Origin of the sequence: Streptomyces sp. NPDC005820, from assembly GCF_040630255.1 — a bacterium.
GTDB lineage: Bacteria > Actinomycetota > Actinomycetes > Streptomycetales > Streptomycetaceae > Streptomyces.
Genome location: NZ_JBEXXE010000047.1, coordinates 47,376 through 71,786 on the forward strand (window position 1 = coordinate 47,376; position 24,411 = coordinate 71,786).

A 24,411-nucleotide genomic window follows, 5' to 3' on the forward strand; every position below is an offset into this window, starting at 1 on the left:
CTGATCATTTCGGTCCTGTCTTCGTTGATCCGGAAGGCGACCATTCCGCCGTGTCGATGGGTGAGAAATCCGTCGGACGTTCGTCGAGCCGTGCGCTGCGGGCAGCGACCAGGCTGTTGACGAGTTCTTCGGGGAGCGGGGTCGTGAAGATGTTGTCGACGAGCGAGTACTCGGCGGCGAGGCGTCCCACGGCGCCCAGGGCCCCGGTGTCGATGCGCCCGCCGGGCAGGTAGAGGTCGTCGCGGACGTGGAAACGCTCCACCCGCCCCCACACCACGTGGTCCATGGGCGGCATGGGAATGATCCGGTCGACCACGCACTCCATGGCGATGGGGGCACCGGCGATCCGGGGCGCGGACACGACCTCGGAATCCGCCTTCTCCAGGCCGAGAGCCTCGAATTCATCGATCCCGGGGTCGAACTCGAAGGCGGACCGGTGGACCTCGTCGACCTGGCCGATCGACACCACGTTGACCACGAACTCGCCGGTGTCCCGGATGTTGACGAACGTGTCCTTCAGGGTGACTTCGTCGGAGCGGGCTGAAGGGAGATCGACACCGTCGGCGGCAGGCGGCCGACTGGGTGCTGACCCAGGCGATCGGGCGCGGCGGGACGCTGCTGATGAGGAGCTTGTTGCTCGACCTGGCATCGAGGGATGCCGCATCGATGATCAATTGACTCTCCGTTCGCGCGGTCCCCGGGGGCCCGGGCGGCTCAGGTGTCAGAGGTGCGAGAGGTGCAAGCCATCTTCCATGTACATGAGCTTAGTGTCTATGGGTGTGACAATGGCAGCCCTGGTGCGAAGACAAGTCAGACATAGCCATACCGTTGTAACCTATGTACGTAGCTGCTACGGTCGACCGCCATGACGGCAATGGTGCTCTCCGGTCCCGGAGGTGCCTGGGACGCCGGGCCGGGCAAGCGGGTGGACCGCTGGTTCCCGCTCACCCGGTACCGGTTGCCGCGGGTCGGCGACCGGATCGGTCTCCCACCCGCCCGGCGTGGAGAGGACTGACACACCATGGTTGACAGGCGAGACGTGGCATTCACCGCCGAGGGCGGGGTGACTCTGCGCGGCTGGTATTTCGTGCCGGAAGGCGAAGGCCCGCATCCGGCCGTGTCGATGGCTCACGGCTACGCCGGTGTCAAGGAGCACGCACTGGAGGGTTTCGCGCGGCGCTTCGCCGAGGCGGGCTTCGCGGTGCTGCTCCACGACCACCGCACGTTCGGCGCCAGTGACGGCGAGCCGCGTCAGGACGTCAATCCCTGGGTGCAGGCCGAGGACTGGCGTCGGGCGATTTCCTTCCTCGAGGCGCAGCCGGAGGTCGCTGCCGACCGGATCGGTGTCTGGGGAAGCAGTTACGCCGGCGGGCATGCCCTCGTGCTCGGTGCCACCGACCGGCGCCTGAAGGCCGTCGTGGCGCAGGTTCCGAACATCAGCGGCTACCGGCAGGCACTTCGGCGGGTTCCTCCGCATCTCGTTCCCGCTCTCGAAGAGGGGTTCGCGGAGGAGGAGCGCGGTGCCGCCCGCGGGGAACCGGTCCGCTACCAGCGGATCGTCAGCTCGGATCCGGCGGTCCGCGCGTCGTACTACTCCGACGACGCCGTCGACTTCTATCTCCAGGAACTGCCTGAGGACGCGGTCTGGGAGAACCGGGTGACCGTGCGCTCCACCCGCATGGCGCGCATGTACGACCCAGGACAGTTCGTCCGCAGGATTTCGCCCACACCGCTGTTGATGATCGTCGCAGAGGCCGACTACCTGACCGTGACCGACGTCGCTCTCGAGGCATACGAGGAGGCCCTCGAGCCCAAGAAGCTGATCCTCATTCCCGGTGGCCACTTCGACCCGTACGGCAGCCAGTTCGAACGCGCCAGCACGGGAGCGCTGGACTGGTTCCGGGAGCATCTCCAGGCGTAGCGCGTGTGCGCTCGCCGGCCGCGGCGGCCGGCGCCCACCTGGCGTGCCGTTCCCTTTCGGGCTGTTGCCCGGCCCCAGCCCCCATGCCAACAGTCTCCAGGACGAGGAGTCGTACCGATGACCGCATACCCCCACTTGCTGAGCCCGCTCGATCTCGGCTTCACGACGCTTCCGAACCGGGTAATCATGGGTTCGATGCACGTCGGCCTCGAAGAGGCCGAGCGAGGCTTCGAACGGATGGCCGCCTTCTATGCCGAGCGGGCACGGGGTGGCGTCGGCCTGATGGTCACCGGCGGGATCACACCTGACGACCGCGGTCGGCTCGCCCCCGGCGCCGCCCGGATGGCGACGGAGGCCGAGGCCGAGCAGCACGCGGTGATCACCGAGGCGGTGCACCGGGAGGGCGGCCGGATCGCCATGCAGATCCTCCACGGTGGCCGGTACTCCAGCCACCCGGACCTGGTGGCGCCGAGCGCGATCCAGGCTCCGATCAATCGCTACGTGCCGCACGCGCTGACCGGCGAGGAGGTCGAGGAGACGATCCAGTCGTTCGTGCGGGCGGCCGAACTCGCCAAGGCGGCGGGCTACGACGGCGTCGAGATCATGGGCTCCGAGGGCTACCTGATCAACGAGTTCATCGTTCCCGCGACCAATCACCGCACCGACGAGTGGGGCGGCGACTACGAGAACCGGATGCGCTTCCCGGTCGAGATCGTCCGCCGGACACGCGAGCGGGTCGGACCGGACTTCATCCTTGTCTACCGGCTCTCCATGCTCGACCTGGTGCCCGGCGGCAGCACCCTGGACGAGGTCGTCACCCTCGCCAAGGCGATCGAGGCGGCAGGAGCGACCATCATCAACACCGGGATCGGCTGGCACGAGTCCCGCGTCCCGACCATCGCCACCTCTGTGCCGCGCGGAGCCTTCACCTGGGTCACCCAGAAGGTGATGGGAGCCGTCTCCGTTCCCCTGGTGACCAGCAACCGGATCAACACGCCGGAGGTCGCAGAACAGCTGCTGGCCGAGGGCCGGGCTGACCTGGTGTCCATGGCCCGTCCGTTCCTGGCCGACCCCGACTTCGTGGCGAAGGCGCGTGACGGACGTGCCGAGACCATCAACACCTGCATCGGCTGCAACCAGGCCTGCCTGGACCATGTCTTCAGCGGCCGGATCACCACCTGCCTGGTGAACCCGCGGGCCTGCCACGAGACCGAACTGGTCCTGTCGCCGACGCGCCGGCGCAAGCGCCTGGCCGTCGTCGGAGCGGGCCCCGCCGGTCTGGCCCTGTCCGTCTCGGCCGCCGAACGCGGCCATCAGGTCACCCTGTTCGATGCCGCCGAGGAGATCGGCGGTCAACTGAACCTGGCCCGGCGCGTCCCCGGCAAGGAGGAGTTCGACGAGACGCTGCGGTACTACCGCATCCAGCTCGAACAGCACGGCGTCGAGGTGCGGTTGGGCACCCGAGTGACGGCACAGAGCCTGCTCGCGGACTCCTTCGACGAGATCGTCCTGGCCACCGGCGTCACGCCCCGAGACCCCGGGATTCCCGGTCAGGACCGTCCCGAGGTGGTGAGTTACCTCGACGTCCTGCGTGACCGGGTCACGGTCGGCGAGCGCGTGGCCATCATCGGGGCGGGCGGCATCGGCTTCGACGTCGCGGCCTTCCTGACCGACCCGGGCCAGAAGGCGAGCCTGGACCCGGAGGTGTACTCCCGGCACTGGGGCGTCGACACGGACTACGGTGACCGCGGCGGCCTCGGCCCGGCGGAACAGGCGAAGCCGTCCCGGACCGTCCATCTCCTCCAGCGCAAGACGAGCAAGGTGGGCGCGGGGCTCGGCACCAGCACCGGCTGGATCCACCGCACCGAGCTCAAGCATCGCGGCGTCACCATGGTGGCGGGAGTCACCTACGACAGCATCGAGGACGGCGGCCTGCACATCACCGTCGACGGCAGCGCACAGCTCATCCCGGTCGACACGGTGGTGCTGTGCGCGGGGCAGGAGCCGAACCGCGCCCTGTACGAGGAACTGCGCGAGACCGGCCGGTCCGTCCACCTCATCGGCGGGGCCGACGTCGCCGCCGAACTCGACGCCAAGCGGGCCATCCGTCAGGGCACCGAGCTGGCGGCGGCACTCTGAACAGTCCCCACACTCCGTATCCGAACAACAGGAGCAGGCCATGGCCGGCAAGAGGGACCTGCGGTACGCGGTCCACGTCTCCCCCTCGATCCCGACAGCGATCAGTGACAGGCCGCCCGGTGTGGAGAGGCGGATGTGGTCACCGATTTCATCGACTCTCGTCTACGGCGACCGTGACGCGGTTCTCGTCGACCCTGTCATGACGGCCCAGCAGGCCGCCGCGCTCGCCGCGTGGGTGGAGTCGTTCGACCGGAACCTGACGACGATCTACGTCACCCATGGACACGGTGACCACTGGTTCGGACTGGCGACCGTCCTCGAGCGCTTCCCGAGCGCCCGACCCGTCGCCACACCCGCGGTCGTGGAGCACATGGCGAAGCAGATGGAACCGGGGTTCGTCGAGAGCTTCTGGAACACGAGGTTCCCGGGCCAGATCCCGCACCGCCTCCTTGCCGCCGACCCGGTGGACGAGATGGTGCTCGAACTCGAGGGACGGGAGCTGACGATCGTGCCGCTCGGTCACACCGACACCGACGACACGACCGCGCTGCACGTCCCGTCGATCGGACTCGTCGTCGCCGGTGACGCCGCCTACAACGATGTGCACCTCTATCTCGCCGAGTCGCCGAGCGCGGGCCGCATGGCGTGGAAGGAGGCGCTCGACGCGATCGCCGGCCTCGACCCGGACCATGTCGTCGCGGGACACAAGCGTCCCGACCGGCCCGATTCCCCGGACATCCTTGCCGAGACCAGCGCGTACATCGATGACTTCGAGGACTGCGTCGCGCGCACCGGCTCCACCGAGGAGCTGTACCGGGCGATGCTGGAGATCCACCCGGACCGTGTCAATCCGGGGGCTCTGTGGGGCTCGGCCCGTTCGGTGAAGGGCTGAGATTCCGCTCGCGGCATCGACAGCGCCGCGGTTCTCGCGCCGCGGTGCTTCCCGGCGAACGGCGCGGGCGCTCCCCGGACGTCCGCCGAAGCCGGCTTCGCCGGCGTGCGGCCTGAGGGGGCCGCGTCCACTGCCGTCGCGACGGGAGACGCACCCCGGAGCGCCACGGACCACGCGGTCCCGCTCCTCTGCCGTCGCACGGGGAACGAGCGCACTCCGCAGCCGACTTCCCCACCACCGACAGGGGCCACTCGTCCCTCTTCTCCGCCCATGGCACGCGCGCGGCGCGCCTTGTGGCACTGGCATGAGCGGGCATCGCGCCCGGCTCAGGAATGGAACACCTTCATGACCGAAGCCACCCTCAGGACCGCGATCGTCACCGGGGCGGCGCGCGGCATCGGCGCCGCCGTCGCCGAGCGCCTGGCCGCGGACGGCCTCGCCGTCGCCGTGCTCGACCTCGACGGCGACGCCTGCAAGCCCGTGGTCGCCCGCATCGAAGGGGCCGGCGGCCGGGCCCTCGCCGTCGGCGCGGACGTCTCCGACGAGCAGGCCGTCGAGCGTGCGGTGGCCGATGTCGCCGATGAGCTCGGCGCGCCCACGGTCGTCGTCAACAACGCCGGGGTACTGCGCGACAACCTGCTGTTCAAGATGAGCGCCGCCGACTGGGACACGGTCATGAACGTGCACCTTCGCGGCTCGTTCCTGGTCAGCCGCGCCGCTCAGAAGTACATGACCGACGCGGGCTGGGGCCGCATCGTCAACCTCTCCAGCGACTCCGCGCTCGGCAACCGGGGCCAGGCCAACTACTCGGCCGCCAAGGCCGGTCTGCAGGGATTCACCAAGACGCTCGCCATCGAGCTCGGCAAGTTCGGCGTCACCGTCAACGCCGTCGCGCCCGGCTTCATCGCCACCGACATGACCGCCGGGACCGCGGAGCGGGTCGGCCTGACCTTCGACGAACTCAAGGCGTACGCCTCCCAGAACATTCCGGTCCAGCGGGTCGGCGAACCGGCCGACGTCGCCGCCGCGGTGTCGTTCTTCGTCCGTGAGGACTCGTCGTTCGTCAACGGCCAGGTCCTGTACGTGGCCGGCGGCCCCAAGGCCTGAGGGAGACTGGACATGAAGACTTACCACGGCCTCGACGGACTCGAGGCAGCGGTCGGCACCGTCGTGGGCCACAGCGAGTGGCACACTCTGACCCAGGATGACATCGACCGGTTCGCCGACCTCACCGGCGATCGGCAGTGGATCCATGTGGACCCCGAGAAGGCGGCGAAGGGCCCCTACGGCACCACGGTGGCCCACGGCTATCTGGTGCTGTCCCTGATCCCGGTGCTGCTGGTCGAGGCGGCCCAGGTGGAGGGCCTGGCCACGATCATCAACTACGGCAGCAACAAGGTGCGTTTCCCGGCGCCGACCCCCGTGGGCTCCGAAGTGCGCGGCACCGTCGAGCTGCTGGAGCTGAAGCGCGGTCCGCAGGGAGCGCAGGCCGTCTTCCGCGTGACGATCGAGCGCCGGGGCGGCGAGAAGCCCGTCTGTGTCGCCGAGACGGTGTCGTTGCTGGTGGAGTGAGTCGCCGGGCGACGCGGCTCTGGCCTGATCGACTCCGGTTGATCAGGCCAGAGCCGCGTCGCCCAGCCAGTGCACGAGCAGCAGCGCGGCACGGATGTCGAAGTCGTGCTCCAGACTGCGGGCCGCCGCCGGAAGCAGCGCGGTGGCCTGCTGCACCCGGTACTGCACCGAGTTCCGGTGCAGTTTCATGATCCCCGCGACCGCCGTGTGGCTCCGGTGGTGATCGAGGAACGTACCGAGCGTGTCGCGCAGCATGGCGTTGCGGACCCCCGTCTGCGCGAGCGCTCCGAGCGTCGCCACCGTGAACTCGCGGACGGCCGCCAGGTCACCGGCCATCAGCGCGACGGGCCCGAGGTCGTCGTAGCGCACCCATTGCGGTTCCGCGAACCGCTGGGATCCGGTGCCCGGGCGCGCCGCCCGGCTCTGCCGGGTCGCGATGATCTCCTTGACCTGCGCGGCCTGGCGCGCCGAGGCGCGGAAACCGGCCAGATCGGCGCCGGGTCGGCCCAGGGATACGTGCAGGCGCGTCGTGGCCGGAGGTTCCAGGCCGCCGAGCTCACGGCGGCTGACGCCGGGGGGCAGGGCGAGCCACAGCCTGCTCTCCTGCGCGTCCGTCGGTACCACGAGCGAGGCCCGGGCGCCCACCTCGGCCACCAGGCAGGCACGAACGTCCTCGACGGCGGAGGACAGCTGAGACGGTGTCATCTCCCCGGCCGGCCAGATCGTGCAGGCGAGGTGCACGGCGTCCAGAGGATAGTGAAGTGCCCGTTCGGCGGCGGCCCGGTCGACGGGGCCGCCGCCCAGCAGTTTGCCGACCCAGTACTGGCGGACGCCGCCGCGGTCGGCAAGCCACTGGTCGCGCTCGCTCTCGTAGGCACGACTGACCTGTTCGCACACCCTGTTGATGTACTTCGCGCCCCGGTCGACCAGCACGACGACCAGATGCGCCCGCTCGTCGGCGGGGAGATCGTCCAGCGCCGTGAAGAACAGCCTCAGGGCCTGTGCGTGCCCGACGTGATACGAGCGTACGAGCGCCGACAGGGGAATGGCGCGCTGGGCCAGCAGCCGGGCGTGGGCCAGGGCCGCGGTCGGGGTCTCGATGTGCTCGGCGTCGATGCCCCGGGCGGAGAAGTTCAGTGCCGCCACGATGTTCTCGGTGATGCTCGCTTCGAGCAGAGAGCGCGCGACCGGGTCCCGGTCGAACTCGCCGATCTCCGCGCGGACCGTCCGCACGACATCCGCGAGCACGGCGTCCCGCATCGCCACAAGGCGGTCCGACACCAGGGCGGCAAGCGCCCCTTCTGCCAACGTCGGTTGCATGGCAGGGCTCGCTCCTCGTCTCATGCGCCGGGCGCGGCGCGGAACCGGACACTCACACGATCTCTCCGGCTGCGATGATCTCGGTCAACTGCGGTACCCGGCTGAGGTGATGGGCACCGTAGAAGTCGGCGTCCAGAACCCGTCGCGCCGAGGACGGGTCTTCCGGTGTCCGGAGCGCGGCGAGGAGGATGCGCGCGTGCATCCAGGCGCCGGCGAGCAGGCCCCACTGCATGAGGTAGGGGACTCCGCCGGCGAGGGCGTCCCGTTGGTTGTCACGGGATTGATGCAGCAGCGCCGCGGTCGCCTGGCGACCGGCGGCCAGAGCCCGCACCAGACGGTGCGCGGTGCGCTCGGCGACCGGATGGTTGTGGCCTCGCAGCGCCGGCAGGCACGATTCCACCAGGGCGTAGGCCGCCTCCGCGGTGGCGCCGCCGTCGCGTGCCACCTTGCGACGGACCAGGTCGTTCGCCTGGATCGCGGTGGTGCCCTCGTAGATGGGGGTGATCCGGACGTCGCGCAGGTACTGGGCGGCGCCGGTCTCCTCGATGAAGCCCATCCCGCCGTGCACCTGGAGGGCGTCCGAGGTGATCTGAACGGCGTTCTCCGTGAGCCAGCCCTTGAGGACGGGGACGAAGAACTCGGCGAACCGCTGCTCCTCGGCGGATTCTCCGCCGCGACCCAGGTCGAGCCAGGCGGCCACCTGGATCTGCAACGCGCGCATGGCGGAGATGCCGCTGCGCATCGACAGCAGCAGCCGCCGTACATCCGGATGCTCCGCGATGGGAGTACCCGCCGGCCTGCCCACCACGCCGCCCTGGACGCGCTCGGCCGCGTATGCCTCGGCCTGCTGGAAGGCCCTCTCGGACACACCCAGTGCCTGGGCGGCCACGGCGACTCGGGCGTGGTTCATCATTACGAACATCGCTTCGAGACCACGGTGCCGGGTGCCGACCAGCCAGCCGGCCGCGTCGTCGTAGTCGAGTACGGCGGTGGGGCTGGCGTGGATGCCCAGCTTGTGTTCCAGGGACACGGTGTGGACCGCGTTGCGCTCGCCCGGGGTTCCGTCGGGCCGCGGAAGGTACTTGGGCACCACGAACAGCGAGAGCCCGCCGAGACCCTCGGGCGCGCCCTCGGTGCGGGCCAGAACGAGATGGACGATGTTCTCGGTGAGGTCGTGGTCGCCCCAGGAGATGAAGATCTTCTGGCCCTTCACCGCCCAACTGCCGTCCGGGCGGGGCCGGGCGGTGGTACGGATCCCGGCGAGGTCGGTGCCGGACTGGGGCTCGGTCAGGTTCATCGTTCCTGTCCACTGACCGGACACCAGGGGCGGCAGGTAGACCTGCTTGATCTTCTCTTCCGCGGCGTTGAAGATCGCGTGCACGGCACCGATGGTCATACCGGGCCCCAGCGCGAACGCCATGTTCGCGGCACACCAGATCTCGGTGGCGGCGTTGGAGACCACCGCCGGCATGCCTTCGCCACCGGCCTGACGCGGGAGGCCGATGCCCATCCAGCCCCCTCCGGCGAACGCCTTGTACGCCTCCGTGAAACCGGGCGCGGTCGTCACCCTGCCGTCGGCGAGGGTGTTCCCCGCACGGTCCCCGACCGCGTTGAGGGGGGCCAGAACCTCGGAAGCGAGGGCGCCGGCATGCCCAAGGATGTCGCGGACGTCGTCCAGGTCCACCTCGCCGTCGGTGGTGACGTCCAGGATGTGCGAGCCGTCGACGACGTGGCGGAGCAGGAAGTCGTACTCGGCCACCGGAGCCTTGTATTCCGTCATCACACGCTCCCCGGGCAGGTACGGAGGGCGGCTTCGGCGGTCGCGTGGCCGGTGCTTCGGATGCCGCGGGTGACCTGGCAGGTCTTGCCCGGGAAGGGGAACGGGTGGGAGGACATGGCGGCTCCAGTGAGACGGTGCGCAAGAAGAAGTCGAGCGAAGGTACGCGTGGGCGGGGGGAGGGCAGATCGCCGTCGCCGAACCCGGCGTCGGTCAGAAGGCGGTGCCGTTCGGGGCGGCCGGGGCCGGGCGCAGCACGCAGGTGAGACGAGCCGAGGCGACACGGCGGTCCTGCGCGTCGCTGATGGTGATCTCGTACGTGGCGGCGGAGCCGCCGAGGTGGACGGGGATCGCGACGCCGGTCACGTCGCCGGATCCGACGCCCCTGTGATGCGTGATGTTGAGATCCACGCCGAGGGCGACCTTGTCCGGAGCGGCGTGGAGCATGGCTCCGACGGAGCCGAGCGTCTCGGCGAGGGCGGCTGAGGCACCGCCGTGCAGCAGACCGAACGGCTGGGTGTTTCCCTCGACCGGCATCGTGCCGACCACGCGTTCCGGGGTCGCTTCGAGGACGGAGATTCCCAGTCGGGTGGGGAGGGGCCCGTCGGGAATGCGGAAGTCGCCGATTCCCAGAGGGGGTGTCGGGGTGCTGAGTTCGCCCATGCGACTGGGCTCCAATCGTGTCCGGGGGCGACGGGCCGAGACCGTCGGTGCCGAGGTCGAGATCGTTCTCCGTCGGACGGCCAGCCTGCGAAGTGTCATAACCTTATTCGCTTTGCATATGTCAGGCAAGGGTCGGTCGAAGCCGTCGGCCGGCCTCGACGGCGCTGGCCGCGAGGAGCGACGCGGTCCGGCTTCCTCCTGGAACGCGGCCGGGTCGGTCCTGGCCGGGTGGTCGCCTGGACACCCCTGCCGCCGAGAGCACGCCGATGGAGACTCTTGCGCGGGAGGCGAACGCCGCAGGCTTTTCCGTCAGCCTCGCGGGGATTCGAGGCTTCGCCTCCCCGCGTGTACCGGAAAGCTGACGCGAGGCGGAGCGGCTCCTTGTGCTCGGAGCACGACAACCGTCCACAGTCTCGTGCTCCGTGCCCGTAGGACGTCCGCCGGCCTTCTGCCTAGCGTCTTCCGCATCTCCCCCTCACCGGCGAGGGGAGCACGGGACGAGGAGCCGTCATGCATTTCGCTGCCCTTCCGGATCTGCGGGCCCAGCGTGCCCCCGAGGATCCCTGCGTCGGTGACGATGCCGTCGAACTCACCAATGCCCAGTTCCTCACGCGCGTCGTGCAGGCCGCCCGAGTTCTCCGCGAGCACGGCGTGGGGCCCGGAGACGTGGTGGGCGTGATACTGCCCAACGGCGTGGAGTTCGTGGTGGCCCTGTTCGCCGCCTGGCGGCTCGGCGCTTCGGTGACGCCGATCAACCCGAGGCTGACCGAGGCAGAGACCGGGTACCAGATCGCTGACTCGGGAGCCGTCGTCGTCATCACGCCCGAGCCCGCCCCGTTCGCCGGGAGCCTCCCCGCTGCCGCGTTGCGGGACGACCGGTCCGGCGAGCCCGTCGCGCCGTCCACGGATCCGCAGTCCCTGGCTCTGATCATCTACACGAGCGGCAGCACTGGAAGGTCCAAGGGAGTGCTGCTCGACCATGCCAACGTCTCGGCCATGGGGCGGATGCTGGTCGAGGTCACCGATATGGACGACACCGATCACAGCCTGCTGATCCTGCCGTTGTTCCACATCAACGGGATCATGGTGAGCCTCCTGATGCCGCTGCTGGGCGGCGCCAGGGTGACCGTCACCGGCCGATTCCAGGTGGACACGTTCTTCGACTACGTCGAGCGAGTGGGGCCGACCTTCTTCTCCGCTGTGCCGACCATGTTCATGATGCTCGCCGAGCTTCCCGAAGACGTTCGGCCGGACTGCTCGTCGATCAGGTTCTCCATCTCCGGTGGCGCACCGCTGCCACCTGCACTGATCGAGAGGTTCGAACGCCGGTACGACATTCCCATCCATGAGGCCTACGGCATGTCGGAGTCCACCTGCGTCGTGACGGTGACCCCGCTCAGCGGCCCGCGCAAGCCGGGTGCGGTCGGCCTTCCGCTCCCGGGCGTGGAGGTCGCCGTCGTGGGTCTGGACGGCAGGACGGCGGCAGCGGGGGAGACGGGCGAGGTCGTGCTGCGCGGCCCCAATGTCATGCGCGGCTATCTGGGACGTCCGGAGGAGACCTCCCTCGCGGTTCAGGACGGCTGGCTGCACACCGGGGACGTCGGCCGCATCGACGAGGACGGTTATCTGGTCCTCGTGGACCGTATCAAGGACATGATCATCCGAGGGGGAGTGAACATCTACCCGAAGGAGATCGAGACCGTTCTCGGCGAGCACCCCGACGTCTTCGAGGCCGCCGTGGTGGGAGCCGCCGACACACGCCTGGGCGAGGTGCCGGTCGCCTTCGTCGTCCTGCGCCCGGACTCGGCCCTCACCACCGAGAGGCTTCTCGACCACTGCGGCGGATCTCTGGCGAAGTACAAGCACCCCGTTGACTTCCACGTGGTCGACGCCCTGCCGCGCAATCACGTCGGAAAGATCGACAAGCCCGCCCTGCGAGCCAGGCTCGGCCGCGTCGGCGCGGATCGCTGAAACAGGGGGAGGCCGCTCGGTGGCGGCCTTCCCTCTCGGCCCCGGCCCGGCACCGCCGGGCCGCGCGCCAGACGTCGTTGCGCCAGCGGTGGCCGCGTTCGGCGTCGGCGCGGACCGCGTCCTCGTCGATGGTGATGCCAAGGCCGGGCGCGGTAGAGCGGTCGATGTAGCCGTCGCGGAACGTGAAGGGCAGCGTGGTGTGGGCGAGGTAGACCAGCAGCCCGCTGCTGTCGCCGTAGCCGATGCCCAGCGCCTGTTCCTGGAGGAGGAAGTTGGGGATCGCGAAGTCGAGTTGCAGGCTGGCCGCGAGGGCGATCGGACCGAGTGGGCAGTGTGGTCTACCAGGACGTCGTAGGTCTCGGCCATCGCGGCGACCCAGCGGGTCTCGGAGATTCCGCCGGCGTGGCTGATGTCCGGCCGGGCCGCGCCCCAGATAGCGGATCACATCCAGCGTCTGGCGGTGGCAGTAGCCCTTGGACTGTCCGCTCCGCCTCTGGAGCCAGGCCGGCACCGGCAGCAACGTCCGGATGGCTGCCCACTCCGCGTCCGTCATGTCCGACGGACAGCGGCGCACCCGATCGGGATGATCGGCCGCATTCCCGTACACGTGCGCGAGGCAATCACGCGATCGGGAACCCGAGTTGAGATCAGCGGGCGTGAGCGCGTACAACTGTGACAACAGGGCCTCCGGGTACTGATCGGTTCGGTTCGCACCTCCGAGCCACCAAGGGGCCCTGCCTTCATGCGCCGACCTCCAGAAGATCACCCCGGCGAGAAACCTGTTCGACCTACACCGGCTACTCGGCCCACCAGATGATCCGCCGCGGCGCACACAAGAACGGGTCCGACAGGGGGGACCCCATGCCGGGCCCGGAGGCCAGCAACCCTCTTGCAGGACCGCGGAAAACATCACGGGGGGCGATCTCCTGCCCGCCGACTGCAGTGCCCTGCTCGTTCCCGCGATCCGTCTGCGCCGGGCCACCACATGGCAATCGAGGAGACCGAGGTACGGCCGGGGCACGACCTTGTCCCGGACGACGACCAGTGCGACAACCCCCCTGAGGTTCCCCCGGCGTGCGGGAGGTGCTGATCAGCTGGTCAGGGCGGGTTGACGGGGTTTCAGGTTCGTTCGTTCGGCCGTTGCCTGGTCGGCGTAGTGCTTCTCCTCGAACTCGATCGGACTGAGGTAGCCGAGCCGCTTCTGGATGCGCCGGGAGTCGTAAAAGCCGTCGATGTACTCGAACAGGGCGAGTGACGGCGGCCATGACAAGCGGTTCTGATCCACTTGCTGTGGAGCCGTGACTGGCTGTGATATCGATCAGTCCGCATGAAGGATCTGCAGGCGGAGTAGGTCGAAGCCGGCGCGCCCATATCCATCCCTCTTGATCCGTTTCACCCGGTTTACGTTGCCCTCGACTCGACCGGAGTTCCACTCCATCGTGAAGCCGGCGGTGACGGCGTCGAAGTCCTGGCGGAGCCCGCGGGCGAGGCTGGCCAGGGAGGTGAAGCCCGTGGCCTCGGCCCGGCCGAGCCGGTCAGCGAGGTCATGCCCCTTCCGCTCGGTCATCATCTCGGCGAAGGTGCGCACGCAGGCTGCAACGCTGTCCAACTCCGGGCAGCGGGCGAGCAGTTCCTTGAGTCTGACGGTGCCGTTCTCGTCGAGGTGGTCGGGGTGGCTGGTCAGCAGTCTTGTCGCCTGCCGGACGGTCAGTTCCTGGGCCACGGTCGGCGCGGGCTGGCCGCTGGCGCGCAGGGTCTGCAGGTGGCGGCGGACGGTGCGCTCGCTGCCGCGATAGCCCAGGCCGCGGATCTCCCCGCAGAGGAGCCAGGTGCCAACGATCCCCGCTTCAGCGGCAGCCCGGTGCCCGGGTTCTCGGTTCAGTACGCGACGGCTCGCGTGGAGTACGACAAGGCTGGCAACCTCATCGCCAGGAGCAACTCCGCGGTACGGTACCAGTCGTCCTGCGCACCGGCAGGACAGTCTCCGCGCGCTCGGCGCGGTGCTGCAACTCCGAAGCGGTGAAGTCCGCGAGGGCCTGCTCGGTGGCCTGTTCGGTCGGCGCGGTGTAGATGGCCCTGAGCGCCGACACCACGCCCGGATGGTGCTGCTTGGCGGCCAGCCGCAGCGATGCCCGGATCAAGTGGCGGCTGTCGGTCGACGAGCCAGGCTTCTGGCCCCGGCCCGACCTGTACGCCAACACCCTGGTGATGACCGGCCGTCTCGACGAGGTCGACACCTTCCTCGCCCCGCACGAGGACCTGGCCGCCCGCCGCGCCCGCCGCTCCGCCATGGCCCGCCTGGGCCTGGCCCGCGGCCGGCTCACGGCTGCCCGGGGCGACATCGACACCGCCCGCACGGAGTTCGAGCAGGCGCTCGCCCATCTCGACCAGCTGCCGTTCCCGTACGACGGCGCCGGGGTCAATTTCGCCTACCGGCAGACCCTGCGCCGCGTCGGCAAACGCCGCGAGGCCGACACCGTCCTGCGGAACGCCCGTGACGCCTACGCCGCACTCGGCGCCCGCACCTATGTGGAGCGCTGCGACCGTGAGCTGAAGGCGGGTGGAATGCACACCGCTCGCCTCGCCCCCGGCATGGCCCGACGCACCGCGCAGGAACAGGCCGTGGCCCGCATGGTCGCAGCCGGCGCGACCAACCAGTAGGCGGCCCTGGAACTGTTCATCTCCGTCAAGACGGTGCAGACCACCTGACACACATCTACGCCAAGCTCGGCATCCGCTCCCGCAGCGAACTCGCGGCCCGATTCCGGGAGATGCCACCGCAGGACTGACCGCCGCGGCGCCGGACAGGCGACGCGCCCTCCTCTGCCGGGCCACGGCGGCGGGCGGGCTGGAGACGACGGGCAGAGGACAGCGATCCGTCGTGAGCCGCTTGCGGCTAGAGCGCAGCACGAAACGGGCCCCGTGTCCTGCACGGCCTGAAGGAAATCGGACGCGTCATAGTAGGCGTCGACCAGGAAGAGCACTCGATGCGTCCGTCCCAAACACAACGACGGCCTGCACACCCCAGCGGGGGCGTGCAGGCCGTCGTCACGCAGGCCCTCATTTGCCAACAGTGATCCCGGGCCTTGTCGTGCCGCCTGCGGTGGATGAAAACTCGGTGGTGCACGCCCCGCTGACGCCGGGACTCTGTGGTGCCCTGGAGCCCGATCAACAGTGTGGCGCGGGAGGCCCGGGGCACGTGATGTGGTTGCCGCGAGCACGAACCTCAGACTCTTCGAGAAGGGGCCTCCCACGGGGCGGCGCCGGCGAGCCGGTTGCACCGCAGGGAGGGATGAGCCGTGGAGAGGGTCGTAGAGCGCTGTGCCGGACTGGACGTGCACCGTGACACCGTGGTGGCCAACGTCCGCGTCCCCGAGGAACCACCCGAAGGAATCACCCAGACCTTCGGCACCACCTGGCCGGACCTGCTCGCGCTGCGGGACTGGCTGACGGCCTACCAGGTCACTCTGATCGGGATGGAATCGACCGGCGTCTACTGGAAGCCCGTGTACTACGCGGTGGAGGATGCGGCCGAGTGCTGGCTCCTGAACGCCCGGCACATGCACAACGTCCCCGGGCGTAAGACCGACGTCGCCGACGCAGCCTGGATCGCCCAGCTCATCCAGCACGGCCTGGTCAAACCGAGTTTCGTGCCGCCCAGGGACATCCGCGAAGCCCGGATGTTCACCCGCTACCGCAAGGCCCAGATCGACGAACGCGGCCGCGAGGCCCAGCGTCTGGACAAAGTCCTGCAGGACGCAGGGGTGAAACTGTCCTCGGTCGCCACCGACATCCTCGGCGTCTCCGGACGGGCCATGATGGCCGCCCTGACCGAGGGCACCCGTGACCCGCGGGTCCTCTCCGACCTGGCCAAAGGCAAGCTCCGCTCCAAGATCCCGCTCCTGCGCAGGGCCCTGGACGGTCGGTTCGGCCATGTCCACGGGGTACTCGTCGCGGAGATCCTGGCCAAACTGGAGTACCTGGACGAGGCGATCGCCCGCCTCGGCGAGGAGATCGAAGCCGTCCTGGCCCCACACTTGGCCCAGCTCCAGCTGCTGGTCACCATCCCTGGCATCGGCCTGCGCAGCGCCCAGATGCTGACCGGCGAGATCGGCACGGACATGAGCCGCTTCGGCTCGGCCAAGGCCCTGGCTTCCTGGGCCGGCGTCTGCCCCGGCAACTGGGAATCGGCCGGCAAGTCCCGCACCGGCCGCTCCCGCAAAGGCCCCAAGTGGCTCGGCGCCGCCCTGCACGAGTGCGCCATGGCCGCGATCCGCTCCAAGGGCAGCTACCTGCACGCCCAGTACCAGCGGATCAAACCCCGCCGCGGACACGCCCGCGCCCTCAAGGCGGTCGAGCACTCCATCGTCGTCGCGATCTACCACATGCTCGCGCGCAACCAGCCCTACCACGACCTGGGCGCCGACTACTTCACCCGGCGAAACTCCCCCGACCGCCAGGCCGCCCACCACCTCGCCAAGCTCCGCGACCTCGGCTACCAGATCACCGCCGAACCTCCCGCAGCCTGACAATCAACCGCGGAAGGTTTTCACCTCAGCGTCAGTTGTATGCTGCCCGGGGCGGACAGCCGTGTGGCTCGGGCCTGGGCCGGGTGCGGCGGGTTGCCGAGTCCGCCATCGCCCCGGCGAAGGGATGTCTGCTGCCCTCCGCCGAAGCCACCGCGGCCGCCTTTCCCACCGGCGCAACGGATCGGTCGGCCCTTCCCCGGTTTCCTGTCAGGCCGGGATCACCGGCAGGATGATGCGGGAGGGGCGGGTGGGGTCGTGGAAGATCTGCTGGCGGGCTGTTCGTGCGGTGGTCGCGGTGTCCTCGGGTTCGCCGGTGTTGAGGTTGCGGTCCCAGCGGGGGAAGTTGCTGGAGGTGATCTGGACCCGTATGCGGTGGCCGGCGCGGAAGACGATGCTGGTCGACCACAGGTCGACGACGTGCTCGGCGGGATCGCCCGGTGTCGCTTCCCGTACTCGCACGATGCCGTCGGTCACGTTGCGGGAGATGCCGTGTTCGTCGACGTCGCACAGGCGGGCCACCCAGTCGGTCGAGGGTCCGTCGGTGGCGGCGAAGAGTATCGCCTTGACGCGGCCGGTGACCTCGGTGTCCTCGGCGAGTGGTTCGGTGGTGAAGACGAGGACGTCCTCGCGCGCCTCCACGTCCCTCTGGTCGAGCGGCCCGGGCCGGAACTCGTCCGTCATCAGCAGCGCCCCGCCGGTCGTGGGTACCGGGTCCATCGGGTCGTAGACGAACTCCTCCGCCTGCTCGGCGACAGCCGGCGGCTCAGGGGTCAGGCGTCCGTCCGCGCGCAGGTGGAAGTCCTTGTCCACGGCCCGTGACAGGGGCCATTCGGTCTCCTCGCGCCACTGGTTGACGCCCATGACGAACAGCAGCACCTTGCCCGTGTCCGGCTCCAGCGGCTCGCCGTCACCGATCGTGCGCTGGAACCAGTCCAGCTGCATGTCGTGAACGCGTCCCCGCATACCCATGAAGTCGGAGTGCGCGGCGAACCCGAAGTTGACGTCACCGAGCACGTGCCGCCAACTGATGTGGGACCAGGGGCCCATGACGAGCGTGGCGGACCGGTCGGCGCGGCGCATCGCGGTGAAGTTGTCGAGCGTGCCCTGGCTGAAGATGTCGTACCAGCCGCTGAGCTGGAAGGTCGGCAGGTCGACCTCGTCGTGGCGGCCCGAGACCGTGCAGAACCGCGCCCACTCCGGTTCTCGCCGGGAGCGCTCGTAGCCCAGCTCGGGAAGGTCGTGCCGGGCGAACGCGGGAAAGCGTCCAGCCGGCAGTTCCCCGTAACCACCGTGGGACAGGCCGTCGATGTCCTGTACGAGCCCGCCGAGGCTGCTCACGAGCGTGGCGGGGTCGGTGCCGTGCCGGCGCATCAGGGTGTCGGCGCCCTGGAGGAGGGACCAGGGCACGGTCACGCCGAGCTCGATCGCACCGCCGCGCGTCCACAGCCCGTCGTCCGGATCGGACCACGTGATCAACGGGGCGATCGCCTTCAGCTCCGGCGGCTTGGACAGCGCCGCCATCCACTGCGTGTGGCCGAAGTAGCTGCCGCCGACCATGCCCACCGAGCCGTTCGAGCCGGGCAGGGCTGCGGCCCAGCGCACCGTGTCGTACCCGTCGCTCTCCTCGTGCGTCCACGGGTCCCACTCACCCTCGGAGGCGAACCGGCCACGGGTGTCCTGGATGACCACCATGAACCCGCGCCGGGCCGCCGCCGGGGCATCGAACACGATGGACATCAGAGGCGTCTGCTTGCCGTACGGCATCCGGCTCAGCAGCACCGGCCACGGCCCCGCACCGCCGGGCCGGTACACGTCCGCGCGCAGCACGGTGCCGTCGCGCATCTCCGCCGGGACATCGAACTCGATCTGGATCTCCGTCATGTGCCGCTCCTTTGCGTGCCAAGACGTCTTCACGCGCCATGGTCGGGTCAGGCCCCCGCGCGCACCACCCCCGTATGAGGGTGCAGATCCCGAAGGCCGGTCACTTCATTGATCGCCCTGGAGAGGCCTGGCGTACTGGCCGACCTCATGAACGCGGAGTGAGCCCCGAGGTGCGTCCCAGTTTGGGCCTATCTAAGGGAACTGATCAGTTTACGGTGATAAAAACCGCAGTCAGACCAGTCTGTGGTCCTTGAGCAGGCTGCGACCGATGATCATTTTTTGGATGTCCGAGGTGCCCTCACCGATGAGCATGAACGCGACCTCGCGGTAGAGCCGCTCGATCTCGTACTCCTTCGAGTAGCCGTAGCCACCGTGGATGCGGAAGGAGGCCTCGACGACCTCGCTCGCGAGCTCCGAAGCGACCATCTTCGCCATGCCAGCCTCGACGTCCATACGCCGGCCGGAGTCCTTCAGACGAGCGGCGCGGACCATCATGGTGTGCGCGGTCTCGACCTTGGTCGCCATCTCGGCGATGCGGAACAGAATCGCCTGGTGCTCGGCGATCGCCTTGCCGAACGTCCTGCGCTGCTGGGCGTAGGCGATGCCGAGCTCGAAGGCACGCCAGCCAAGGCCGCAGGCGCGGGCCGCGACGTTGACCCGGCCGACCTCGATGCCGTCCATCATCTGGAAGAAGCCCTTGCCCGGCTTGCCGCCGAGTATCTGGCCGGCGGAGATGCGGTGGTCATCGAGGATGAGTTCTGTCGTCTCGACGCCCTTGTAGCCCATCTTGTCGATCTTGCCGGGGACGGTGACGCCCTGCCCGGTCACGCCGAAGCCGGCGTCCTTCTCGACCAGGAAGGTGGTCATGTTCTTGTAGACCGAGTCGGCGCCCTCGTCGGTCTTGGCGAGCAGCGCGACCAGGGTCGAGGTCGCGCCGTTGGTGACCCACATCTTCTGGCCGGTGATGGAGTATTCGAGCGGGGTGCCGTCGTCCTCCTGCGACGACACGGTCGCCTTCGTGGAGACCGCGGAGACGTCGGAGCCCAGACCCGGCTCGGACATCGAGAACGCCCCACGGACCTCACCGGTCGCCATCCGCGGCAGGTACTTCCGCTTCTGCTCCTCGGTGCCGTGCTGCATGAGCAGGTAGGCCACGATGAAGTGGGTGTTGATGACTCCCGAGACGCTCATCCAGCCACGAGCGATCTCCTCGACCACGAGCGCGTAGGTCAGCAGCGACTCACCCAGGCCGCCGTACTCTTCGGGGATGGTCAGGCCGAACACGCCCATTTCCTTGAGGCCGTCGACGATCGCCTGCGGGTAGTCGTCGGCGTGTTCGAGTTCCTGCGCGACCGGAATGATCTGCTCGTCCACGAAGGTCCGGACGACCTTGAGGATCTCGGTCTGCTCCTCGGTGAGTCCGTCGGTCCGGCAAAGGCGACTCATGACACGCTCCTTCGCGCTGTCGGGTGGTATGTGGTGGGAGGGTGGGGGCCGGCCAGACCGCGGCCGACGAGGGAACCGATTTCCCGGTCCGACAGACCGAGGACTCCGCTGAGTGCCCACTCCGTGTCCGCACCGAACCGGGGGGCGGCCGACGTCTCGGGATACCGTCCGTCCCAGCGCAGGGGCGAGGTGGCGGTGACCATCGGAGGCCGTCCTTCGGCCGTGGCGTCGACCAGCACGGCTGATTCCTCGCCCCGGCGATAGGCCTCGACGACCTCCCGCGGCGTTCGGTACTCGCCCACCATCACTCTGGTGCCGGCCGTGGCACGCAGAACCTCGGCGGCCGTACGCCGTGCGAACCAGGGCGCGAGGACGGCCTCGATCAGCGCCCGGTACTCGAAGCGGGCGCCTTCCTCGTCGAGGTCGACGTCGTGAGCGGTCTCGAGCACTTTGAAGACCTCCTCGGTGCCGGTGACGCGGACGAGGTCACGCCACTGCTGGCGGGTGATGGCGACGGCGATGACGCGCCGGGCGTCCGAGCACCTGAAGTCGACGCCGAACGCTCCGTACATGTGATTGCCGAGGCGGGGGCGGTCGTGTCCGTGCTCCTCGGTCTCGGCCAGCCAGCCGAGGTGGGCCACGTGCGCGGCGGCGACATCCGCGAGTGCGAGATCAATGCGGGACCCGCTGCCGTCGGTCGCACGGCGATGAAGGCCGGCGAGCAGTCCGGAGATGGCCAGCAGACCCGTGGCGATGTCCCAGGCGGGCAGGACATGGTTGACCGGGCGGTCGAGATCGGCATGCCTGGTCAGCATGGGGACGCCGTATCGAGGGTTGACGGCGTAGTCCATGGCGGCTCGGCCGTCGGCGTAGCCCTGTATGTGGACGTGCACCAGGTCGTCGCGACGGGATCGCAGCAGATCGTGGTCGAAGTACGGCCGGCCGATGGTGTTGTCGACGAAGAGTCCGGCGCCGTCGCCCGGAGCGGTGACCAGGGCGGTGGCCAACTCCTGTCCCTCGGCGTGACGCAGGTCGAGGGCGACGGAACGAACGCCCTTGTTGAGACCGGCCCAGAAGAGACTTCGCCCGGAGCGGTCCAGCGGCCAGCGACCTCCGTCGACCGCCCCCTCGACCGGGTCGATCCGGAGAACGGAGGCGCCCATCTGTGCCAGGGTCATGCCGGCGAGCGGCCCGGCGACGAAGCTGGTGGCCTCGACCACACGCAGGCCGGCCAGCGGGGCAGTCGTAGGTGTCGGCGGTCTCATGTCAGAACCTCGCAGCGCCAGTCCAGTACGTTCCGGACAGCTCCCTTGTCGACGGACTCGGACTCGGCCGTCACACGTACCCGAAGCGCCGCCATGACGGTGGAGGCCGGCCCGGGGGCCGTGCGGAGGACGTCGATGATCGTGCGGAGAGTGTCGCCCTCGTACACGGGGCCGGTGTGGTCGCAGGACTCCCAGCTGAGGAAGGCGACCGTGTCGGGCAGCGCTCGGGCGACGTGACCGGCGGCGACACCGATGGTGTGACCGCCGTACACCAGCCGGTTGCCGGTGACCCGGTTGTCGTGGTGCACCTGTGCCATGTTGAGGGTCAGACGTGCCAGTTCCGGGGCCGAGGTGACCACGTCGCCACCGACGACTTCGATGAGCGTCCCTGCCATCGGGAGGGTCCTGCTCCGGTGCCCCGTCAGGTCCAGGGTTTCGAGGGCGGCCTCCGAGGACGGCGCGTCGGTGCCGATCTCGCTGAGGTCGTCGTGGTGACCGGTGTCCTGAGCCTCTGGGCTCAGCGGGAGCATGGCGCAGCGGTGGAAGTCCAGCACGGGGGAGCCGCGGTGGTCGGCGCACTGGACGCGCAGAGCGACCAGCCCGGTGGCGGGGCGCCCGGGCCGTCGCGTGTTCTGCCGCAGAGCGACGACGGTGGTGCGCGTGTGGAGCGTGTCACCGAGCACGGGAAAGCTGAGGAACCGCAGGCCGCGGTAGAAGAGGTTCGCCCGGACGAAGTGGGTGGCTGACGTGGACTGCCCGATCGCCGTGTCCCACACGTAGGCAGGGTGGGCGAAAGCGCCGCGACCCGTGAGCCTCGTGCCCGCGATGTGGTCCGTGGCGTAGCGGAGTCGGTCGCCGACGATGGCCTGGTGGAGCGCGGCCCCACCCGACGTCAGCGTGACCGGCGGGGCGTCGTCGAACACCTGACCCCGCTTCAGCTCGTCGAAGTACGGGCCCCGCGCCCGCAGTGGGGAAGTTGTCTCGCTCATCGGCGCGCCTCCGCGAGAGCCAGAACCCGGCGCGCGCGTACGGCGATCGCCTCGTCGAGCATCTGACCGTCCAGCGCCACCGCGCCGGCGCCGGACGAAGCGGCGGCGGCCAGGGAATCGAGGACGCGCCGGGCCCAGAGCAGTTCGTCCGTCGAGGGGGTGAACAGGTCGTTGATGACCTGGAGTTGGGCGGGATGGATGGCCCAGCTTCCGTCGAAGCCCTGTTCGCGGGCTTGCCGCCGGTTGGTGACGAAGTCGTCGTCGGCGGTCACGGAGAGCCAGGGTCCGTCGAGCAGGAGGCGACCCGCCGCCCGCGCCGCCGTCAGCACCCTGCTCCGGACCGCCGCCCGTACCGCCTCGGCACCGGCCGAGGTCGTGCCGAGGTCGCACCCGAGATCCGCTCCGAGATCGGCGTATCCGATCACGACGGCGCGCAGCGGGTCTCCGAGGGCGAGGACCTCGTCCAGGTTCCGGAGTCCCGCGGCGGACTCGACGAGCGCGTCCAGTCGGATGTCCGGGCGCGGCGAAGTGTCCTCCGCCGCCAGCGCACCCGACACCAGGTGGCTGACGAACCCCAGGTGTGAGGCGCTCTCGACCTTCGGCACGACGACGGTCAGGGGGCCTCGCGCAGCACCCACCGCGGCAAGCAGGTCGAGATGGCACCATGCGGTGCCGACCTGGTTGACACGGACGGCAAGCCTGGGCAGGCCGCGACGCGGTCCGTTCCGGGCGATGACTTCGGCGGCACGCTCCCTCGCGCGCGCCTTGCTGTCCGGCTCGACCGAGTCCTCGAGGTCGAGCACCACTTCGTCGGCGATAGAGGAGAGAGCCTTGGCCATCTTGCGTTCGTCTGTCGCCGGCACCACCAGGCAGGAGCGCGGCGCGGGCTCCGTGGTCGATGTTCCCGAGGTCATCGCGGCGGGTACCGATCGTCGGCCGCGGCACGCGCGGGGGGCCAGGCGAAGTGGCCGGCGTTCCAGCCGTCCGCGAGGTCCGACCACCAGAAGAACGTGACCCGGCGCTCCTCGAACAGCCAGTGGCCGTCCGCCGTCCGCACCATTCGGTCGGTGTACCGGCCGGCGGCCAGGTGGGCCTGGCCATCGACGACACACGGCTGGAGCAGCCATGTCTCCCCGGTCGCCGTGTCACCGGAGACGTCCAGGGTCTCGTTGGCCGAGAAGTGCCACCAGGAGGTCAGACTCCCTCGTAGCAGCCCCGGGAAGAAGGCCAGCAGCTCGGCGCGGCCGCGGGCGGTGGAGAGCCCGACGAAGGTTCCGTCGGGGGTGAACAGGTCGACGAGCTCCCCCCAGCGTCTGTCGTCGAGGTACTGGCAGTAGCGTGCGCGGAGCTGCTGCAGTGCGTGCAGATCCTCCAGGCGCCGTACACGGTCCTCCAGGCTCATGTGGCCACCGCCTCTCGGTCCAGAACCGGCGAGCCAGTGGCTGCGCGCACCTGCTCGTACGTGACATCCGGCGCACGCTCGACGAGGGCGAAGCTCCCGTCGGCGACATCGAGCACGGCCAGGTCGGTGATCACGCGGGACACCACACCGCGGCCGGTGAGCGGCAGAGTGCACTCGCCGAGCAGTTTGTGCTCACCGTCGCGTGTGAGGTGCTCCATGAGGGCGACCACCCGAGGCACGCCGGAGACCAGGTCCATCGCTCCGCCGATACCCTTGATCATCCGGCCGGGGACCATCCAGTTCGCGATGTCACCATTGGCGCCCACCTGGAGCGCACCGAGCACGGCGACGTCGATGTGGCCACCGCGGATCATGGCGAATGACACCTCCGACCCGAAGAACGAGGCGCCCGGACGAACGGTGACCGTCTGTTTGCCGGCGTCGATGAGGTCGGCATCGACCTCGTCGTCGTACGGGAACGGCCCGACTCCCAGAATGCCGTTCTCCGCGTGCACGGTGATGCCGGCGTCGTCGGGAAGGTAAGCCGGAATCATGGTCGGCAGCCCTATACCCAGGTTCACGTACTCACCGGCACGCAGCTCCAGAGCCGCGCGGGCCGCCATCTGCTCCCTTGTCCAGGGCAC

Annotated in this window: 23 protein-coding genes and 1 pseudogene; 9 read left to right on the forward strand and 15 right to left on the reverse strand. The window is 69.4% G+C overall.

Annotation, left to right across the window (positions count from 1 at the left end; all coding sequences use genetic code 11):
* Window positions 1–4: 4 nt before the first annotated feature.
* Window positions 5–664 carry a flavin reductase family protein gene (locus ABZ464_RS41150; RefSeq protein WP_359286894.1) on the reverse strand — a complete coding sequence of 220 codons (660 nt, stop codon included), beginning with the start codon at window positions 662–664 and terminating at the stop codon, window positions 5–7.
* A gap of 201 nt (window positions 665–865) precedes the next feature.
* Here ABZ464_RS41150 and ABZ464_RS41155 point away from each other — a divergent pair, with 201 nt between their 5' ends.
* From ABZ464_RS41155 to ABZ464_RS41180, 6 genes are all read left to right on the forward strand, one after another.
* Complete coding sequence (locus ABZ464_RS41155) at window positions 866–1,015, forward strand: hypothetical protein (protein WP_359286897.1); 150 nt, start codon at window positions 866–868, stop codon at window positions 1,013–1,015.
* Window positions 1,016–1,021: 6 nt separating this feature from the next.
* Window positions 1,022–1,921: an alpha/beta fold hydrolase gene (locus tag ABZ464_RS41160; protein WP_359286900.1), complete on the forward strand. Its 900-nt coding sequence runs from the start codon at window positions 1,022–1,024 to the stop codon at window positions 1,919–1,921.
* Between the two features lie 117 nt (window positions 1,922–2,038).
* A complete protein-coding gene (locus ABZ464_RS41165; protein ID WP_359286903.1) occupies window positions 2,039–4,060 on the forward strand; it encodes an NADPH-dependent 2,4-dienoyl-CoA reductase in 2,022 nt (673 codons plus the stop codon).
* Between the two features lie 40 nt (window positions 4,061–4,100).
* Entirely contained in the window at window positions 4,101–4,952 is an 852-nt protein-coding gene (locus ABZ464_RS41170) for an MBL fold metallo-hydrolase (RefSeq protein ID WP_359286906.1), read from the forward strand.
* A 345-nt stretch (window positions 4,953–5,297) separates the two neighbouring features.
* A complete protein-coding gene (gene fabG, locus ABZ464_RS41175) occupies window positions 5,298–6,059 on the forward strand; it encodes a 3-oxoacyl-ACP reductase FabG (protein WP_359286909.1) in 762 nt (253 codons plus the stop codon).
* A 12-nt stretch (window positions 6,060–6,071) separates the two neighbouring features.
* Window positions 6,072–6,524 carry a MaoC family dehydratase gene (locus ABZ464_RS41180; RefSeq protein WP_359286912.1) on the forward strand — a complete coding sequence of 151 codons (453 nt, stop codon included), beginning with the start codon at window positions 6,072–6,074 and terminating at the stop codon, window positions 6,522–6,524.
* 42 nt (window positions 6,525–6,566) lie between these two features.
* Here the strand turns inward: ABZ464_RS41180 and ABZ464_RS41185 are convergent, their stop codons facing one another.
* The 3 genes from ABZ464_RS41185 to ABZ464_RS41195 form a co-directional block, all read right to left on the reverse strand.
* Window positions 6,567–7,844: a helix-turn-helix domain-containing protein gene (locus tag ABZ464_RS41185; protein WP_359286915.1), complete on the reverse strand. Its 1,278-nt coding sequence runs from the start codon at window positions 7,842–7,844 to the stop codon at window positions 6,567–6,569.
* A gap of 52 nt (window positions 7,845–7,896) precedes the next feature.
* Complete coding sequence (locus ABZ464_RS41190; RefSeq protein ID WP_359286918.1) at window positions 7,897–9,624, reverse strand: acyl-CoA dehydrogenase; 1,728 nt, start codon at window positions 9,622–9,624, stop codon at window positions 7,897–7,899.
* A gap of 210 nt (window positions 9,625–9,834) precedes the next feature.
* On the reverse strand, window positions 9,835–10,284 hold the full coding sequence (locus ABZ464_RS41195) for a hotdog fold thioesterase (protein WP_359286920.1): 450 nt from the start codon (window positions 10,282–10,284) through the stop codon (window positions 9,835–9,837).
* 510 nt (window positions 10,285–10,794) lie between these two features.
* Here ABZ464_RS41195 and ABZ464_RS41200 point away from each other — a divergent pair.
* Entirely contained in the window at window positions 10,795–12,255 is a 1,461-nt protein-coding gene (locus ABZ464_RS41200) for an AMP-binding protein (RefSeq protein WP_359286922.1), read from the forward strand.
* Window positions 12,256–12,319: 64 nt separating this feature from the next.
* Here the strand turns inward: ABZ464_RS41200 and ABZ464_RS41205 are convergent.
* The 4 genes and pseudogenes from ABZ464_RS41205 to ABZ464_RS41220 all read right to left on the reverse strand — a co-directional run.
* Window positions 12,320–12,678: pseudogene (locus ABZ464_RS41205) on the reverse strand (enolase C-terminal domain-like protein); the annotation flags it as partial.
* A 667-nt stretch (window positions 12,679–13,345) separates the two neighbouring features.
* Window positions 13,346–13,525 carry an IS3 family transposase gene (locus ABZ464_RS41210; RefSeq protein ID WP_359286924.1) on the reverse strand — a complete coding sequence of 60 codons (180 nt, stop codon included), beginning with the start codon at window positions 13,523–13,525 and terminating at the stop codon, window positions 13,346–13,348.
* A gap of 48 nt (window positions 13,526–13,573) precedes the next feature.
* Window positions 13,574–14,236 carry a transposase gene (locus ABZ464_RS41215; RefSeq protein WP_359286981.1) on the reverse strand — a complete coding sequence of 221 codons (663 nt, stop codon included), beginning with the start codon at window positions 14,234–14,236 and terminating at the stop codon, window positions 13,574–13,576.
* Window positions 14,178–14,348 carry a hypothetical protein gene (locus tag ABZ464_RS41220; protein WP_359286926.1) on the reverse strand — a complete coding sequence of 57 codons (171 nt, stop codon included), beginning with the start codon at window positions 14,346–14,348 and terminating at the stop codon, window positions 14,178–14,180. The genes ABZ464_RS41215 and ABZ464_RS41220 overlap by 59 nt, the downstream gene beginning before the upstream one ends.
* A 16-nt stretch (window positions 14,349–14,364) precedes the next feature.
* Here ABZ464_RS41220 and ABZ464_RS41225 point away from each other — a divergent pair, with 16 nt between their 5' ends.
* Together ABZ464_RS41225 and ABZ464_RS41230 are read left to right on the forward strand one after the other, a co-directional pair.
* Entirely contained in the window at window positions 14,365–14,916 is a 552-nt protein-coding gene (locus ABZ464_RS41225) for a hypothetical protein (RefSeq protein WP_359286928.1), read from the forward strand.
* 638 nt (window positions 14,917–15,554) lie between these two features.
* Complete coding sequence (locus tag ABZ464_RS41230; protein ID WP_359286930.1) at window positions 15,555–16,784, forward strand: IS110 family transposase; 1,230 nt, start codon at window positions 15,555–15,557, stop codon at window positions 16,782–16,784.
* Window positions 16,785–16,991: 207 nt separating this feature from the next.
* Here ABZ464_RS41230 and ABZ464_RS41235 read toward each other — a convergent pair whose 3' ends face one another.
* From ABZ464_RS41235 to ABZ464_RS41265, 7 genes are all read right to left on the reverse strand, one after another.
* A complete protein-coding gene (locus ABZ464_RS41235) occupies window positions 16,992–18,665 on the reverse strand; it encodes a CocE/NonD family hydrolase (protein WP_359286932.1) in 1,674 nt (557 codons plus the stop codon).
* A 231-nt stretch (window positions 18,666–18,896) separates the two neighbouring features.
* Window positions 18,897–20,111, reverse strand: a complete 1,215-nt coding sequence (locus ABZ464_RS41240; protein WP_359286934.1) for an acyl-CoA dehydrogenase family protein — start codon at window positions 20,109–20,111, stop codon at window positions 18,897–18,899.
* On the reverse strand, window positions 20,108–21,376 hold the full coding sequence (locus ABZ464_RS41245; protein WP_359286936.1) for a CoA transferase: 1,269 nt from the start codon (window positions 21,374–21,376) through the stop codon (window positions 20,108–20,110). Before ABZ464_RS41245 ends, ABZ464_RS41240 begins: the two co-directional genes overlap by 4 nt.
* Window positions 21,373–22,365 carry a hypothetical protein gene (locus ABZ464_RS41250; RefSeq protein WP_359286938.1) on the reverse strand — a complete coding sequence of 331 codons (993 nt, stop codon included), beginning with the start codon at window positions 22,363–22,365 and terminating at the stop codon, window positions 21,373–21,375. Before ABZ464_RS41250 ends, ABZ464_RS41245 begins: the two co-directional genes overlap by 4 nt.
* Window positions 22,362–23,279: a CoA ester lyase gene (locus ABZ464_RS41255; protein ID WP_359286940.1), complete on the reverse strand. Its 918-nt coding sequence runs from the start codon at window positions 23,277–23,279 to the stop codon at window positions 22,362–22,364. The genes ABZ464_RS41250 and ABZ464_RS41255 overlap by 4 nt, the downstream gene beginning before the upstream one ends.
* Window positions 23,276–23,767 carry a nuclear transport factor 2 family protein gene (locus ABZ464_RS41260; protein WP_359286942.1) on the reverse strand — a complete coding sequence of 164 codons (492 nt, stop codon included), beginning with the start codon at window positions 23,765–23,767 and terminating at the stop codon, window positions 23,276–23,278. The genes ABZ464_RS41255 and ABZ464_RS41260 overlap by 4 nt, the downstream gene beginning before the upstream one ends.
* A complete protein-coding gene (locus tag ABZ464_RS41265; RefSeq protein ID WP_359286983.1) occupies window positions 23,764–24,411 on the reverse strand; it encodes a 3-oxoacid CoA-transferase subunit B in 648 nt (215 codons plus the stop codon). Before ABZ464_RS41265 ends, ABZ464_RS41260 begins: the two co-directional genes overlap by 4 nt.